This window comes from Streptomyces sp. NBC_01716, assembly GCF_036248275.1.
Taxonomy (GTDB): domain Bacteria; phylum Actinomycetota; class Actinomycetes; order Streptomycetales; family Streptomycetaceae; genus Streptomyces.
The window spans coordinates 975,601-990,299 of sequence record NZ_CP109181.1 but is presented as its reverse complement, the minus strand read 5'-3'; the positions used below and the strand labels follow the sequence as shown (position 1 = coordinate 990,299).

Annotated in this window: 13 protein-coding genes; 7 read left to right on the top strand and 6 right to left on the bottom strand. The window is 68.5% G+C overall.

All coding sequences use genetic code 11. From position 1 onward, the window contains the following. Positions 1–91: 91 nt before the first annotated feature. From OIE74_RS04270 to OIE74_RS04250, 5 genes are all read right to left on the bottom strand, one after another. Complete coding sequence (locus OIE74_RS04270) at positions 92–985, bottom strand: carbohydrate ABC transporter permease (protein ID WP_329378570.1); 894 nt, start codon at positions 983–985, stop codon at positions 92–94. Next, a complete protein-coding gene (locus tag OIE74_RS04265; RefSeq protein ID WP_329378568.1) occupies positions 978–1,928 on the bottom strand; it encodes a carbohydrate ABC transporter permease in 951 nt (316 codons plus the stop codon). Before OIE74_RS04265 ends, OIE74_RS04270 begins: the two co-directional genes overlap by 8 nt. Then, complete coding sequence (locus OIE74_RS04260; protein ID WP_329378566.1) at positions 1,925–3,229, bottom strand: ABC transporter substrate-binding protein; 1,305 nt, start codon at positions 3,227–3,229, stop codon at positions 1,925–1,927. Before OIE74_RS04260 ends, OIE74_RS04265 begins: the two co-directional genes overlap by 4 nt. Positions 3,230–3,323: 94 nt before the next feature. Beyond that, positions 3,324–4,349 (bottom strand): LacI family DNA-binding transcriptional regulator, encoded by a 1,026-nt coding sequence (locus OIE74_RS04255; RefSeq protein WP_329378563.1) that lies wholly within the window; start codon positions 4,347–4,349, stop codon positions 3,324–3,326. A gap of 107 nt (positions 4,350–4,456) precedes the next feature. Then, positions 4,457–5,488 carry a carbohydrate kinase family protein gene (locus tag OIE74_RS04250; protein ID WP_329378561.1) on the bottom strand — a complete coding sequence of 344 codons (1,032 nt, stop codon included), beginning with the start codon at positions 5,486–5,488 and terminating at the stop codon, positions 4,457–4,459. Between the two features lie 140 nt (positions 5,489–5,628). Here OIE74_RS04250 and OIE74_RS04245 point away from each other — a divergent pair, with 140 nt between their 5' ends. The 6 genes from OIE74_RS04245 (at position 5,629) to OIE74_RS04220 (ending at position 12,575) form a co-directional block, all read left to right on the top strand. Next, positions 5,629–7,110: a GH32 C-terminal domain-containing protein gene (locus OIE74_RS04245; protein ID WP_329378559.1), complete on the top strand. Its 1,482-nt coding sequence runs from the start codon at positions 5,629–5,631 to the stop codon at positions 7,108–7,110. Beyond that, positions 7,107–8,456 (top strand): ABC transporter substrate-binding protein, encoded by a 1,350-nt coding sequence (locus OIE74_RS04240; RefSeq protein ID WP_329378557.1) that lies wholly within the window; start codon positions 7,107–7,109, stop codon positions 8,454–8,456. Before OIE74_RS04245 ends, OIE74_RS04240 begins: the two co-directional genes overlap by 4 nt. An 8-nt stretch (positions 8,457–8,464) precedes the next feature. Next, positions 8,465–9,415: a carbohydrate ABC transporter permease gene (locus tag OIE74_RS04235; RefSeq protein WP_329378555.1), complete on the top strand. Its 951-nt coding sequence runs from the start codon at positions 8,465–8,467 to the stop codon at positions 9,413–9,415. Beyond that, on the top strand, positions 9,412–10,317 hold the full coding sequence (locus OIE74_RS04230) for a carbohydrate ABC transporter permease (protein WP_329378553.1): 906 nt from the start codon (positions 9,412–9,414) through the stop codon (positions 10,315–10,317). Before OIE74_RS04235 ends, OIE74_RS04230 begins: the two co-directional genes overlap by 4 nt. Before the next feature lie 51 nt (positions 10,318–10,368). Continuing rightward, positions 10,369–11,478, top strand: coding sequence for a glycoside hydrolase family 172 protein (locus OIE74_RS04225; protein WP_329378551.1), 1,110 nt, complete (start codon positions 10,369–10,371; stop codon positions 11,476–11,478). Between the two features lie 101 nt (positions 11,479–11,579). Next, positions 11,580–12,575, top strand: a complete 996-nt coding sequence (locus OIE74_RS04220) for a LacI family DNA-binding transcriptional regulator (RefSeq protein ID WP_329378549.1) — start codon at positions 11,580–11,582, stop codon at positions 12,573–12,575. Between the two features lie 696 nt (positions 12,576–13,271). Here the strand turns inward: OIE74_RS04220 and OIE74_RS04215 are convergent. Continuing rightward, positions 13,272–13,472 (bottom strand): hypothetical protein, encoded by a 201-nt coding sequence (locus tag OIE74_RS04215; RefSeq protein WP_329378547.1) that lies wholly within the window; start codon positions 13,470–13,472, stop codon positions 13,272–13,274. Positions 13,473–13,890: 418 nt separating this feature from the next. Between OIE74_RS04215 and OIE74_RS04210 the strand changes: the two genes are divergently transcribed. After that, entirely contained in the window at positions 13,891–14,511 is a 621-nt protein-coding gene (locus OIE74_RS04210; RefSeq protein ID WP_329378545.1) for a TetR family transcriptional regulator, read from the top strand. The last annotated feature ends 188 nt before the right edge of the window (positions 14,512–14,699 follow it).

The following is a 14,699-nucleotide window of genomic DNA, read 5'->3' as shown; positions in this document are numbered from 1 at the left end:
TTTCTCCTTGTACATGAGGGTGTGACGGGGCGACGGCCCGCGCTTGGGCAGGGGCCGGCACCTGGACGAGCCGGGGGGAGGGGCGAGAGGGCTACTCGTTGAGCCCGGACCGGGTGAATCCCTGGACGATCCAGCGCTGGCCGGCGACGAAGACCAGCAGGACCGGAATGAGCGCGACGGTGACCGCGGCCATCACCAGGCTGCTCTGCTGGCCGAAGGGCGGACGCAGCGACTGGATGCCGACCGGGAGGGTCATGATGTCCGTGCTGTTCAGGAAGATCAGCGGGGAGAAGTAGTCGTTCCAGGACAGGATGAAGGTGATGACCGTCAACGAGGCCAGCGCGGGTTTGGCCAGCGGCAGCGCGATACGGAAGAAGATCCGGATCGGACCCGCGCCGTCGATCGTCGCGGCCTCGATCAGCGCGTCCGGAGTGCTCCGGAAGAACTGCCGCATCATGAAGATCCCGAAAGCCCCGGGAATTCCCGGGGCGAAAGCGCCCAGCAGCGCGGGGACGACCAGCGCCCAGGGGCTGTCGATCAGTCCGAGCTTGCCCATGATGACGTACAGCGGCACGATCGTCACCTGGATGGGAATCATCAGGGACACCAGGAGCAGGCCGAACAGCGCGTTCCTGAATCGGAATTCGAGCTTGGCGAAGGCATAGCCGGCCAGCGCGCTCGTGATGACGATTCCTGCCGTGGCCAGCAGGGACACGAGCACCGAATTCTGCAGGAATCGCAGCACCGGGTAGTCGTCGGAGGCGAGCCTGGTGTAGTTGTCCGGATGCCATTGGGTGGGCAGCCACTGCGGCGGGACGGTCACCGAGGCGGCGGCCGAGCGCAGCGAGGTGGAGAACATCCACAGGAACGGAGCGAGCATCACCAGCCCGCCGATCGTGAGCAGCGTCGTCGTACCGCTCGGGCGCCAGTGACGCACGGCCGTTCGCAGGCGTCGTACCGGCTTGGTCCCGCTTGTCTCACTCATAGTGGACCCACTTCCGTGACACCCGGAACTGCAGGGCGGTGACAATGCCGATGACGACGAGAAGGGACACGGAGACAGCCGCCGCATAGCCGAAGTCGAAGGACTGGAAGGCCTTTTCGTAGATGTACATGACGACGCTGCGGCTGGAATCTCCCGGCCCGCCGTTGGTGAGGACGACGATCGAGTCGAACACCTTCAGGGCGCCGATGAGATAGAGCGTGGTCACGAAGAAGATCTGCGGGGAAAGCAGCGGAACGGTGACGGAGCGGAACTGCCGCCACGCGGACGCGCCGTCCAGACTCGCGGCCTCGTAATAGACCTTGGGAATTCCCTGGAGACCCGCCAGGAGGATGAGCATCGCCAGGCCGACGTTCTTCCACACGTCGAGGATGACGATCGACGGCAGCGCCCAGGTGGAACTGGACAGCCAGTGCACCGGACCGATGCCGACCAGCCCCAGGTAGTAGTTGAAGATGCCGTCGTCGGTCTGGAGGAAGAACTGCCACACGATGGCCACGAAGATCAGGCCGACCAGCGACGGGAAGAAGAACGCCGAGCGGATCGTCACCCGCAGCCACCCGGACATCCTGCGGTTCAGCCCCACCGCCAGCAGCAGCGCGAGCCCGACGTTGAGCGGCACGGCCAGCACACAGAAGATCGCCGTGTTGATGTACGTCTGCCGCAGCCGGGTGTCCTCGGCGAGATGGTGGTAGTTGGTCAGACCGTTGCCCTGCGGCGGAGAGAAGAGGTCGTAACTGGTGAAGCTGTAGTACACCGTCAGCACCAGCGGCAGCAGTACGAAGACAGCGAATCCGACGGTGGCCGGGGTGACGAACAGGATTCCGGGCCACTGACTGATCCTGCGCCCGTGACGCGTCGGGGCGGTTCGCCGCGGGTGGTCACGGCCCCGCGGTGGGCGGGCGGTCGCCCGCGTCGCCGTCACAGCGCCTCCCTGATCTCGGCGTCGGCCTCGCGCAGGCCCCTGGCGGGGTCCAGCCGGCCGGACACGATCTGCTGGAGGTAGCGCATCGCGACGGATTCGAGGGTGTCGTAGAAGGCGGGGGCGGCCACCGGACGGCTGTCGTCCAGCTGTCGGAAGAGGAAGCCGAAGGCGTCGTCGGCCGCCTTGTCCCCGGTGTCGTCACCGATGCCGGGATAGACCGGCATCGCCTGCCCGACCTCGGTCAGCCGGGCCACGGACGACGGAAGCAGCAGGTCGTCGATGGCGGCCCAGGCGATGTCCGCCTTGACCGCCCGGGTACTCAGCGCCCATCCGCTGCCGCCGACCACCGTCGTGTGCGAGACGCGCCCGGGCCACGGACGCGCGGTGTAGTCGGTGAACCCGGCCGCCGACCACCCCGGCAGCGGCCACCGCCCGGCGCCGACCATCGCGAACTTCCCCGCGGCGAACTGCGAGTAGACATCCACACTGGTCGGGTCGGGGGAGACCTTGTACTTCTGCACCAGGTCCCTGACGAAGGCGACCGCCTCGACCACTCTCGGATCCGAGAGCGTCGGCCGCCGGTAGTCGTCGGTCACCGGGTAACCGCCGTTGGTCAGCCACCACGGGTGCCACTGGAAGAAGCCCCACGGCAGTCCGAAGCCCATGACACCGCGCCCGGTCAGCCGCCGGGCGGTGTCGAGGAAGTCCTCCCAGGTCCAGTCAGGTCCGGGCAGTTCGACACCGCGGGCGGCGAAGATCTCGGGGTTGCAGTAGACGGCCATGGTCTGCCAGCCGTTGGGAACCGCGTAGAGCCGACCGTCGACGGTGTAGGCGTCGACCAGCGCCTTCGGCAGCTTGCCGACGCGCTCGCGGAAGGCCGCCGGGCTGTCCTTCACCCGCGAGTCCAGTGGGGCGAGCATGCTGCGCTCCACCGAAAGACGGGCGCCCTCCATGCCCAGATTGAGCAGGTCCGGCGAGTGCCCGGAGGCCATCTGGACGGCCAGTTTGCTCACATAGTCACCCCACAGGGTGACCGGCACCACGTTGTTGGAGACCTTCAGACCGGGGTGCTGCCTGCGGAAGGCCGCGAACGTGGCGTCGTAGACCCTGGCCTCGTCCGCGCTGCCCCAGTTCTGCACCTTCAGTGTCGACGACCGGTCTGCGTTCGAGCCGCTCCAGCCGCAGGCGCTCAGCGCCGCGCTCGCGGGCACTGCCGCGAGTCCCGCCGCGCCCACGCGCAGCAGCCTCCGTCTGCTCAGGGCCGCGGACAGCGGCGCCCGCGGCGGACCTGATTCGTTCATGGTCGTGCGTCCTCTCAAGAGGAGAAGCGATGTCGGCTCAGGGCCCGTACGTCATGGGCGGTGTCCCGCGCCCGTGGCGTACGGCGGCCGGGTGTCAGTGCCCGCCACCGCAGGAGCGGCGGAGCCTGACGTCGGGACGCAGCCGGACACCGCGGGCGGCGGCGGCCGGCTCGTCCATGCGCTGGAACAGCAATTCGGCGGCGGTACGGCCGAGTTGCTCGGTGGGCTGGGCCGCCACGGTCAGTGGCCGCTCCAGCAGGGTGAACAGAGGCAGGTCGTCGAAGCCGACGAGGGCGACATCGTCCGGGACGCGGCGCCCGGCGCCGTGCAGCGCTCCCAGCACGCCCTGAAGGATGACGGCGTTGCCGCAGAAGAACGCGGTCGGGGGCTCGGCGGACGACTCCAGAAGTTCCAGGGCGAGCCTGCCGGCCAGCGCCATGGTCCGCGCGGTGCCGACCGCGTCGCGGAGTTTGCCCTCGCCGACCAGCAGGCTCGCGCCGGGCACCGAGGCGACCGCGGCCTCGCAGGCGGCCAGCCGCTCGCGGCTGGGGGTGGCGGCCGTGGTCCCGACGATCGCCGCGAGTCTGCGGTGCCCGTGGTCCAGCAGGTCACGTACGAGAGCTTCGGTGCCGGCCCGGTTGTCGACCAGCACACTGTCGAAGGGGTTTCCCCGCAGGGTGCGGTCGACCGTCACGGTCGGAATCCCGGCGTCCGCCAGAGGGGCGAGCCGGTCCGGGTCCTCGGTGGACGGGGCGACGATCACGCCCGCGACCTGTTCCTCCATCATGAGGTCGAGGTAGAAGCGCTCACGTTCCAGGTCCTCGTCGGTGTTGCACAGCAGTACGGCGTGGCCCCGGCGGGCGGCCACATCCTCGACCGCGCGGGCGATGGACGCGAAGAACGGGTTCTCCACGTCGGAGAAGACCAGTCCCACCGCGTCGGCCTGCCGGCGGCGCAGTGTGCGCGCCGCCCGGTTGGACCGGTAGCCCAGCGCCGCCGCCGCCCGGCGCACCTTCTCCGTCCGGGCGGCACTGACCGTGGAGCCGTTGCCGGAGAGCACACGGGAGACCGTCGCGGTGGATACTCCGGCGGCCTTCGCGATGTCCTCGTACGTTGCCATCAACGGCTCCTTGCAATCCATTACATGTAATCCATTACATTTCATCGCCCTGTCAAAGCGCGATGACCTGTGGATTTCGACGAGCTTGCGCCTCGGACAGCCCCCGGTCAAGGGTGTCGATCGAAGAAATTTCGGTCGTCAGCCCCCAAGGACGGCATCAGGGCGGCATCGAGTTCGGCGGCGGTGGGGGGATTGGCCCCGGCGCGTGTGCAGGTGATGGCCGCCGCGGCGACGCATCGTGTCAGGACGGTCCGGATCTCCTCGGCCGTGGCCGGAAGGGTGCTGCGGCCCGTACCACCCGTCCCGTCGGCCCCGCCCGTTTCGCTCGCAGACCGCCCTGAGCCGGCGGCGATCGCGTCGAGGAGCGCGGCCTGGAACGAGTCCCCCGCCCCCACGGTGTCGACGACGGTGATCTTCCGGGCCGGGACCCGTACCTCCTCCGTCGCCGTGACGGCGAGCGCGCCCTCGCCTCCCAGCGTCACCACGACCAGTCGCGGCCCGCGGTCGGCCAGCAGACGGGCGGCGGCGTCGGGCGCCGTCCCGGGGAAGAGCCAGTCCAGATCCTCGTCGCTCGCCTTCACCACGTCGGCGACCGCCGCCAGGCGCAGGCAGGCCGCGCGGTAGGCGTCCCGGTCGGGCTGAACGGCCGGGCGGACGTTGAGGTCCACCACCACGGTGCAGCCTGCCGACGCGCCCGCCCGTCGGCACAGCCGCAGTACCTCGCTCGCGCCGGGTTCGAGTACCGCCGCCAGCGATCCGGTGTGCAGGACGGCGGTGCCGTCGGGGATCTCCAGACGCTCCGGGTCCCAGGAGGCGAGGAAGTCGTAGGTCGCCGAGCCGTTGTCGTCCAGGTAGGCCAGCGCGACCGTGGACCGTCCCGACGCTCCCGGGACGCGGATGACGTCCAGCCCGCTGGCGTCCAGATGGGCGGCGATCCGTGTCCCCGGCAGGTCCTCGCCCCAGGTGGTCACCAGGGTGGCCGGGCGGCCCAGGCGCCGCAGTCCCACCGCCACGTTGGCCGGGCTTCCGCCGGCCGCCGGCGCGATCAGGTCGGCGCCCGCCCGCCACAGCAGATCGACCAGAACCTCGCCCACCACGGTCACCCGTGTCTGCCCGTACGTTGCCGCTTCTCGCGTCATCGGTCTCCTTCGCCAGTGACTGACCGTCATCCGCGGGCTGCGGAAAACATGGTGAGACTAAGCGCTTTACCTGTCGGTGTCGACGTTGTAACGTGCTCGCCATCGAGCAGGTAAAGCGCTTTACTTTAGGAGTCTCACACGTGCCGAGCGATGCACCGATCTTCTTCCGGCCGCCGGGTGGATGGGTGGGGGACGTGATCCCCTACTTCTGGGACGACCGGTTCTGGCTGTTCTATCTGCACGAGACCCGCAGCGGGGTCGTCGACGCGGGGACCTCCTGGCACCTGGCGTGCACCCGCGACTTCGTGGACTTCGACTATCGCGGCGAGGTGCTGCCGCACGGCGGTCCGCAGGAGCAGGATCTGCACGCGTACACCGGCAGCGTGATCGAGCACGAAGGCACGCACCACCTGTTCTACACCGGATACAACCCGGCCGTCCGGGATCCCGCCACCGGGGTACCGCTCCAGGCGGTGATGCACGCCGTCAGCGACGACCTGCTGACCTGGACGAAGCTGCCCGAGGACACCTTCCACGCCCCCGCGGACCGCTACGACCCGGCGGACTGGCGTGATCCGTTCGTCTTCAGGGCCCCCGGCGCAGACGAGTTCACGATGCTGCTCGCTGCCAGGACCACCACGGGACCACGGCGGCGGCGCGGCTGCGTGGCGCGCGCGGTCTCCGGGGACCTGAGTACGTGGACGGTCACCGAGCCGTTCTCCGCGCCGTCGCGATTCATCACGCACGAGTGCCCCGACGTGTTCGAACTGGACGGCCGCTGGTATCTGCTGTACTCGGAGTTCTCCGAGCGCTTCGCGACCAGATACCGCGTGGCCGACGCGCCGGACGGACCGTGGCGGACACCGGCGGACGACGGGATCGACGCCCGGGGCTTCTACGCGGCGAAGACCGCGGGCGACGGCGGTCGCCGGTTCGCCTTCGGCTGGATTCCCACCCGGCAGGGTGTGCGGGACGCGGGGGCCTGGGAGTGGGCGGGCGACCTCGCCGTCCACGAGATCACCGCCAGGGACGACGGCAGCCTGGCAGCGGCCATGCCCGGCGCGGTGCGCGCGTCGTTCGGTACGGGTCTCAAGACGCCGGAGCCCCGGCCGCTGAACGGCTCGTGGTCCGTCGGCGCCGACGCCGTGGAGTGCGCGGCGCCGGAGTCGCTGGCCACCTTGTGGGCGGCGGACCTGCCCGTACGCTGCCTGGTGACCACCACGGTGTCGTTCACGCCGGGCACCCGGGAGTGCGGCCTCGTGCTGCGCGGCAGCGACGACTGCGACGAGGGCTACTTCCTGCGGCTCGAACCGCCGCGGCACCGTATGGTCTTCGACCGCTGGCCGCGCGCCGACCAGGGCCCGCACCAGTGGCAGCTGGCGGGCGACGTGCCCCACGCGGTGGAACTGGAGCGGCCCGCGGCACTTGAGCCCGGGATTCCCCACCAGCTGGAGGTCCTGATCGACGACTCGGCCTATGTGGCCTACCTGGACGGAGAGATCGCGATGTCGGGGCGGATGTACGACCGCCGGACCGGCGGCCTCGGCTTCTTCGTCGGTGACGGGTCGGCCCGGTTCACCGACATCGCGGTGCACGTACGTACGGAAGGTGAGGACGGATGAACAGTCGGCGCGGGATGTGGTCACTGGCGGGCCTGATGGTGTGCGTCCTCGGCGTGGCCACCGGCTGCGGTACGACGGTGGGTTCGCCGGAGGCGGTACGGGGGTCCGTCTCCGGACCTGTCGAACCCCGCACGATCACCTGGCTCAACTCCAGGCCCAGCGACGGTCCGGTGATCAAGGCGGTCACCGAGGTCGCGGCGGAGTACGGCAAGAACCACCCCGGTTTCAAGCTCAACATCATCTCCACCCCGGACCGGCCGTCCTATCTGCAGAAGGTCGAGATGCTGGCCGCCGCGAAGAAACTGCCCGAACTCTTCGACGAGGACGCCACGCCCTTCGCCGAGAAACTGCGCAAGCAGAACAGGCTGGTGGATGTCGGCAATCTCCTGGAGGAGTTCGGCGCGAAGGACCGGTTCAGACCGCTCGCCCTCCAGTACCAGCAGTTTGACAACGGCGGTATCTACGGGCTGCCGCTGGAATTCGCCATGGAGTACTTCTGGTACAACAAGAAGACCTTCCAGAAGGCCGGGATCGCCCCGCCGAAGACCCTCGACGAGTTCATCGCCAGTTGCGAACCGCTGCGCGCCAAGGGGTATATCCCCATCGCCCTTGACGGAAAGGACGGCTGGCCTCTGGAACGCTATCTCGCGTACTACCCCTTCCGCCTCCAGGGGAACGACTTCGTGAAGAAGCTCAAGAAGGGCGACGCGAAGATGAGCGACCCCGCCGGGAAGTCCGGTGCGGAATTCGTCTCGCGACTGGGCAAGGCCGACTGCTTCGCGGACGGCTTCTCCTCGGCCGGCTACACCGACGCCACCGACCTGTTCACCACCGGCAGGGCGGCGATGATCAACGACGGTACCTGGGACCTCGGGCTCCTGGCCACCGACACGTTGCCCAAGTCGGTGCGTGACGACGTCGGTTACTTCACCCTGCCGACGACCCGGGGAGCCGTCACCGGCCCCGGCGACTACGTGGTCAGTTCCGGGATCGGCATGGCCGTCAACGCCCAGAATTTCGACCCACTGGTGAAGGACTTCCTCGAATACCTGGTCGCGCGGTACCCGGCCAAATACGCGGCAATGGGACAGCTCTCGCCGACGACGGACACACCGACGGCGATTCCCGACGGGGCGACTCCGGTGTACGGGCAGGTGCTTCGGGAGGCCGACCGGCTCGGCACCAGGACCGCCAAGCCGTGGGACACCGAACTCGACCCGACCACCAACAACGTCGTACAGCAGAATCTCGTCCTGCTCGCACAGGGAAACATGAGCCCGCGGGAATTCGAGAAGAGCGTCGACGAGGCCGTCACCATCAATTCCCCGAGATTTTTCGTCAAGTGAGGTCCGTCATGAGCCGCACAAGAAAGTCACGGAGCGGCGGGCCAGGTACGCGCTCCCGCGGCAGCTCCGGCGTACTGCCGGGACGCAACGGCCGCGCGGTGGCCGTGTTCCTCCTGCCGCCCCTGCTGGTCTACCTGGCGACCGTGGCCTTCCCGATCGGTGAGTCGCTCTTCCTGAGCTTCTTCCGGTGGGACGGCATCACCGCGATGAAGTTCATCGGCCTGGACAACTACCGGACGCTGCTCACCACCGACACCACGTTCCGCAGCTCCGCCCTGCACTCCGTGATCTACCTGGCGATCAATCTGGTCATCCAGCTGGGCGGGGCACTGCTCGTCGCCAACGCCCTCACCTACCTGCGGCGTGGACGCGACACACTCAGAGTGCTCTACCTGCTGCCGGCGGTGCTGTCCACGGTGGCCATCGCGCTGCTCTTCCAACGGATCTACTCCTCCGAGCCCGAGGGCCTGATCAACCAGATGCTCGGAGCCGTGGGCCTGGACGGGCTCGCCCGGCCGTGGCTGTCGGACATCCACACCGCACTCGTCTCGGTCTCGGTTCCGGAGGGCTGGCGGTTCATGGGCCTGTACACCGTGATCCTGCTGGCCGGGCTGCTCACCGTCCCGCGTGAGGTCGAGGAGGCGGCGCGGCTCGACGGGGCCTCGGAGACGCGGATCTTCTTCCAGATCCGGATGCCGCATCTGCGTCCGGTGTGGCTCACCACGCTGGTCATGGCGACCACGTACGGCCTGCGCGGTTTCGACGTCCCCTACCTGCTCACCAACGGAGGGCCCGGTGTGTCGACCGAACTCCTGACGACCTACATGTACAAGACGGCGTTCACCAGCACCGACTACGGCTATTCCAGCGCCATCTCGGTGTTCATCGTCGCGGAGTGCGTGGTGGCCGTCGGCATCATCGTCGCGCTGCTGCGACGCAGAGGAGAGGCGCTGCTGTGAGCACGACGACCGACATACGAGGCTCCGCCGCCGGACCGGCGGCTCCGGCCCCGCAGGACCGAGAGAGCCGGCGCATGCGCCTGTTCACCGCGCCCCACCTGTCCAAGATCCTGATCACGCTGGTCCTGTTGCTCCAGGTGTATCCGTTCTTCTGGCTCGTCACCACGAGCCTGCGCCCGGCGAAGGACTTCGCCTCGGGCAATCCGCTGGCGGTGACGACCAGCCCCACGCTCGACAACCTCACCCGCGCCTTCGAGAACGGCGACATCCCCCGGTTCCTCCTCAACAGCGCCCTGATCACCGTGGTGGCGGACATCCTCATCGTGGTCCTCGGCATGATGGGCGCCTACGCGCTGCAGGTACTCGGGTTCCGCTTCAGCCGTCTGGTGCTCGGCCTCTTCCTGCTGGGCATCGTGGTCCCCGTACAGGTGGCGCTGGTACCGCTGTTCATCAACTACACGAACGTGGGACTCCTGGACACCTATCCCTCGGTGATCCTTCCGCAGGTCGGCTTCGCGCTGCCCATGTCGATCTTCCTCTTCATGAGCTTCTACTCCTACGTGCCGAAGGAGACGTACGAAGCCGCGGCGCTCGACGGCTGCGGGCCCTACCGGCTGTTCTGGTGGATCACCACGCCCATGTCTCTGGGGACGGTGGCCACGGTGGTGTTCGTCAACACGATCTTCATCTGGAACGACTTCATCTTCGCCAACACCTTCATCCTGAGCACGGAGAAGAAGACCGTGCCGCTCGGCCTGCAGAGCTACCTCGGGTCGATGGGTTCCACCGACTGGACCGCCACGTTCGCGGCCGTGTCCGTGACCGTCACCCCGCTCGTCCTGGCATTCCTGGTCTTCAGCAAGGTGGTCGTCCGCGGCCTGTCCGGCACCAGCCGGGCCTGAACCCGGCTCACGAACAACCGCCCTGCCCCGCCCCGTCATCCGAGGATCACCATGTTCCCGTTCATCCCGGTACTCACGCCCTGGAACACCGGCGGCGCCGTCCGCAGCCGTTCGGTGACCGCGGAGAATCCCACAGGAGCGAAAGGGGCCGGCGGTACCGCCGCCTCCCCTCTCGGCCCCGGCCGCAAAGGCCGTCCCTGCCTCCCGCTCGGCCCCGGCGAGACGCTCGTCCTGGCCGACATCGAGGGCCCGGGGATCATCACCCACCTATGGCTGACGGTCCCGGACAGCACGTCGGCGGGCCCCTTCGTCCTGCGTGACCTGGTCCTGCGCGCCTACTGGGACGAGGCCTCGGAGCCGTCGGTCGAGGTCCCGCTCGGGGACTTCTTCTGCAACGGCTTCGCCACCCGCGCCGAAGTCGTCTCGCTGCCCATCGCGGTGCTCCCCACCGGCGGCATGAACAGCTACTTCCCGATGCCGTTCCGCCGCCGCGCACGGCTGACGCTCTCCAGCGAACACCCCGGCCCGATCGACGCGGTCTTCTTCCAGATCGACCACGTCCAGGTCGACGACGCCCGTCTGCTGGACGCCGCCCCCTACTTCCACGCGCTGTGGAGCCGTACACCGCTGACCGAGACCGCCCGGGACCATGTGATCCTGGACGGGGCGAAGGGCAGGGGGGCGTACGTCGGCACACACATCGCGGTGGCGGCCCTGGAGCGCTTCTGGTGGGGCGAGGGCGAGGTGAAGTTCTTCCTCGACGGCGACACCGACAGCCCGACGATCTGCGGCACCGGACTGGAGGACTACGCCGGCGGCGCCTGGGCCTTCCAGGACGTGCTCGCGCCGGGCGTGGACCACAAGGTGGCGGTGTACAACTCCCCGTACCAGGGTCATCCGCAGTATCTGACCGAAGACCGGACCGGCTGGTCGCCGTACGCCACCCCCGCTGTGCCCCAGCACGGCCTGTACCGCTGGCACGTGCAGGATCCGGTCTACTTCGAGCGGGACCTCAAGGTCACCGTGCAGCAGATCGGCCACGACGGGAGGGACCTGTTCGAGCGGCGTGACGACGTATCATCGGTCGCGTACTGGTACCAGGACGTCCCACTCGCCTCGCGCGATCCGCTCCCTGCCGCTGTGTCGCGCCGTCCGCGCTGACGCGCGGAAGGCCTGCTGGGGCGACATGAACGAACCCCTGCGGGGGGTGGAGGTAACGGGTGGTGGCACGGGCTCCCCGGAAGAGGACCGGCCGCATCACGATGCAGGACGTCGCGACCCGGGCGGGCGTGTCCCTGACGACGGCTTCCTTCGCCATCAACGACAACGGAGCATCGAAGGTCTCCGCCGAGACCAGACGCCGGGTCCTGGAAGTCGCGGACGAACTCGGCTACCGGCCCAACGCCATGGCCCAGAACCTCAGCCGCGCCCGGTCGTCCTTCATCGGCCTGATCACCGACTCGGTCGCCACCACCCCTTTCGCCGGAGACATGATCCGCGGCGTGCAGGACGCGGCCCGCGCGCGCGGCTACGTGATGCTCATGGCCAACACCGAGTCCGATCCCCAAGCGTCCCGCGACGTCATCAGCACGATGCTCGACCACCAAGTGCACGGCGTCATCTACTCCACCTGGTACCACCGCCAGGTCTCGGTGCCCGGCGAGCTGTCCGGCCTGCCCGTCGTGCTCGCGAACTGCTACGCACGCGGCGATCACGTCCAGTCCTTCGTACCCGACGAGGCGGGCGGCGGAAGGGCCGCGACCGACGTACTGATCGCCGGCGGCCACCGCCGTATCGCCTTCATCAACAGCGCTCTGCCGGCACCCGCCACCACCGGGCGGCTGCGCGGCTATCGCGAGGCCCTGCACGCGGCGGGCATCCGCTTCGACAAGAACCTCGTCCTCACCACGACGCCAGAACAAGAAGGCGGCTACGACGCGGGCATGCAGCTGCTGGAGCTCAACCCCCGGCCGACCGCGGTGTTCTGCTACAACGACCGGGTCGCGATGGGGCTTTACGACGCCCTGCGCGCCCATGGGCTGCACATCCCACGGGACATGGCGGTCGTCGGCTTCGACAACCAGGAGGTCATCGCGGCCCACCTGCGCCCAGCCCTCACCACGGTCGCCCTGCCCCACTACGAACTCGGCCACCGCAGCCTCAACTGGCTGATCGAAGCATCCAGTTCTGCTGGCGAGGTCCCCAGCCCGACCCGCACACGCGTCGCCTGCCCTGTCATCGAACGCTTCTCCACCTAGGGCGTGTTTGAGAAGTAGCGTCGTCCGCCCATTGGGCGGGGCCCACGGCGTCTGGTGCGTGCGATCGCAAGGCGGAGGATCAGCCTCGTACTGGACGTACTTGGATGACTCCGACAACGCAGCGAGCGCGCGTGCCAGGCGTCGTGGGCCAGACGGGACTTCTCAAACACGCCCTAGGGTCTGTCCGGCCTCACCGGTATGCCCTGACCGGGTCGTGTGGGAAGTTGCTCCCGCGCAGGTCATAGTGGTGGATCGGACCTGTCGCGAAAGCCGTGTGGTGGCAGTCCGAACGCCAACGAGGTAGCTCTCCTGCGGGCTTGGCACACACACTTGAGTGGTGGGCGAACCATTCCACTACCTTCACGGAACCGATCTACACCGCGCTCCACGTCGTCGCAGCGATGGTCGGGCCAGTACTGCAAAGATGTTTTTGCTGACGATTGGTTGGTTTCGGGTGGAGTGTGTCCTCGTCGTTTGTAGTGACCGGTGTGGGCTTGGTGTTGTTGTCTTCGGCGCCAGGTGGACCAGCGGAGGATGTGCTCGCACGACCATCTGCCCTGCGGTGTGTCCTGGTGCAGCTTCGAGGGTCAGACAACCGTCGATCGTGCACCCGGGCTCGACCAAGCCGACGACACCTGCCTCGACGCAGGGCAGGACGCTGTCCACAAAGATGGTCGCGCGCGAGGTCCGGACGACTCAGGTGCGGTCCGACATGGCCAGGAGGCCCGTGTCGTCGTCGAAGACCCGCGGAGTGAGCCACGTGCGCTGTCTGTCGATCGCGTCGGCGGGCAGGTCGGTCAGGAAGTCGTGGGCCGGCAGGACGGGCGCGCAGAACTCCTCGACACTGTCGATGCGGAGCTCGCCGAGCTGGGGGAGGGGCGGGGGAAAGGCCGACATCGTGCGTCCTTGAGTCGTCGTTGATGGGGGGACGCGGACGGGGATCCGTCACAGGGCGGGGTCGGCGGTCACTTTCTGCTCGAAGGCGGTGTAGTCGTCGAGGTGCGCAGCCCGCATCAGTTCGAGCGGCTTGTTGTAGAGGCCGGGGCGAGGCTGTTCGGTCACCGCAGCCACCGGCATCCAGTCGGGTTGGACACGTTCCTCGGCGGCGGGGGCACCGACTTCAAGGCCTTCCGCAGCGTCAGCCGTTGCTACCCGGGCCGCCGCCCATCGCCACGAACCCGCCGCAGAACCGGTCCGAACAGGCCGTCCGTGCCGGGTTCGTGGCCGTTCTGCGTTCCGGATCGCCCGCCCCCCGGAGAGAAGACCTGCCTGCTGGCCTGGCAGACCGAACGGTTTGGTCGCCTATCGTGTCCTTATGCCTAGCTCTGCCGTCCCCCGTAAGACCTCGAACTCCTCTACCGCCGACACCCGGCAGCGGATCCTCGCCGCGGCGAGGGATGAGTTCGCCCGGTACGGCATCGCCGGCGCCCGAGTGGACCGCCTCGCCAAGCAGGCGCGGACCAGCAAGGAACGGGTCTACGCCTACTTCAGCAGCAAAGAGGCCCTCTACCACCACATCGCCGAGCACGAAACGGCCGCGCTTGTCGAGGCCACCCGCATGGACCCGGCGGACCTGCCAGGCTACGCAGGCATCCTCTTCGACCACTTCACGGCCCACCCGGACCACTATCGACTCATCACCTGGGGCCGCCTCGAACTCGGCGACGGCGAAGCCGACAGCGACACGGTTGCCCCCCTGCGGACCACCATCACCGGCAAGGTCGAACAGCTCCGCGACGCGCAGCGCGCCGGCCTGATCGATCCCGCCTGGGATCCGGTCGACGTGCTCGCCCTGATCAACCAGATCGCCACCACCTGGGCAGGTCAGCCGGAGATCGGCGCCGCCGCGGCCAACCTGGCCGCGGACACCTCCGTCGGCGCACGCCGCGCGGCCCTGGTCACCGCCGTCGAGCGCCTGTTCCCCCGCCCACGCTGAGCCTCAGACCGCCGGACTCCGACGAATCTGCATCGCGCCTCAGCACCGCTACAGCAGACCCGCGAGCCAGACGCCACCGCCGAGGGTGAGTGCGGCCCCCGCCGCGCGGCGGCGGCGCGAACTGGGGGCCGCGCTGACCCCCGGCGGGCCCGAGCATCCGTGGACGGGAATGCAGATCAGCGCTGCAT

What these genes read in the sequence shown, in the direction of transcription:
- OIE74_RS04270 (WP_329378570.1), bottom strand. Translation starts at nt 985, where the DNA reads ATGAGTGAGACAAGCGGGACCAAGCCGGTACGACGCCTGCGAACGGCC.
- OIE74_RS04260 (WP_329378566.1), bottom strand. Translation starts at nt 3,229, where the DNA reads ATGAACGAATCAGGTCCGCCGCGGGCGCCGCTGTCCGCGGCCCTGAGC.
- OIE74_RS04255 (WP_329378563.1), bottom strand. Translation starts at nt 4,349, where the DNA reads ATGGCAACGTACGAGGACATCGCGAAGGCCGCCGGAGTATCCACCGCG.
- OIE74_RS04250 (WP_329378561.1), bottom strand. Translation starts at nt 5,488, where the DNA reads ATGACGCGAGAAGCGGCAACGTACGGGCAGACACGGGTGACCGTGGTG.
- OIE74_RS04240 (WP_329378557.1), top strand. Translation starts at nt 7,107, where the DNA reads ATGAACAGTCGGCGCGGGATGTGGTCACTGGCGGGCCTGATGGTGTGC.
- OIE74_RS04235 (WP_329378555.1), top strand. Translation starts at nt 8,465, where the DNA reads ATGAGCCGCACAAGAAAGTCACGGAGCGGCGGGCCAGGTACGCGCTCC.
- OIE74_RS04225 (WP_329378551.1), top strand. Translation starts at nt 10,369, where the DNA reads ATGTTCCCGTTCATCCCGGTACTCACGCCCTGGAACACCGGCGGCGCC.
- OIE74_RS04220 (WP_329378549.1), top strand. Translation starts at nt 11,580, where the DNA reads ATGCAGGACGTCGCGACCCGGGCGGGCGTGTCCCTGACGACGGCTTCC.
- OIE74_RS04215 (WP_329378547.1), bottom strand. Translation starts at nt 13,472, where the DNA reads ATGTCGGCCTTTCCCCCGCCCCTCCCCCAGCTCGGCGAGCTCCGCATC.
- OIE74_RS04210 (WP_329378545.1), top strand. Translation starts at nt 13,891, where the DNA reads ATGCCTAGCTCTGCCGTCCCCCGTAAGACCTCGAACTCCTCTACCGCC.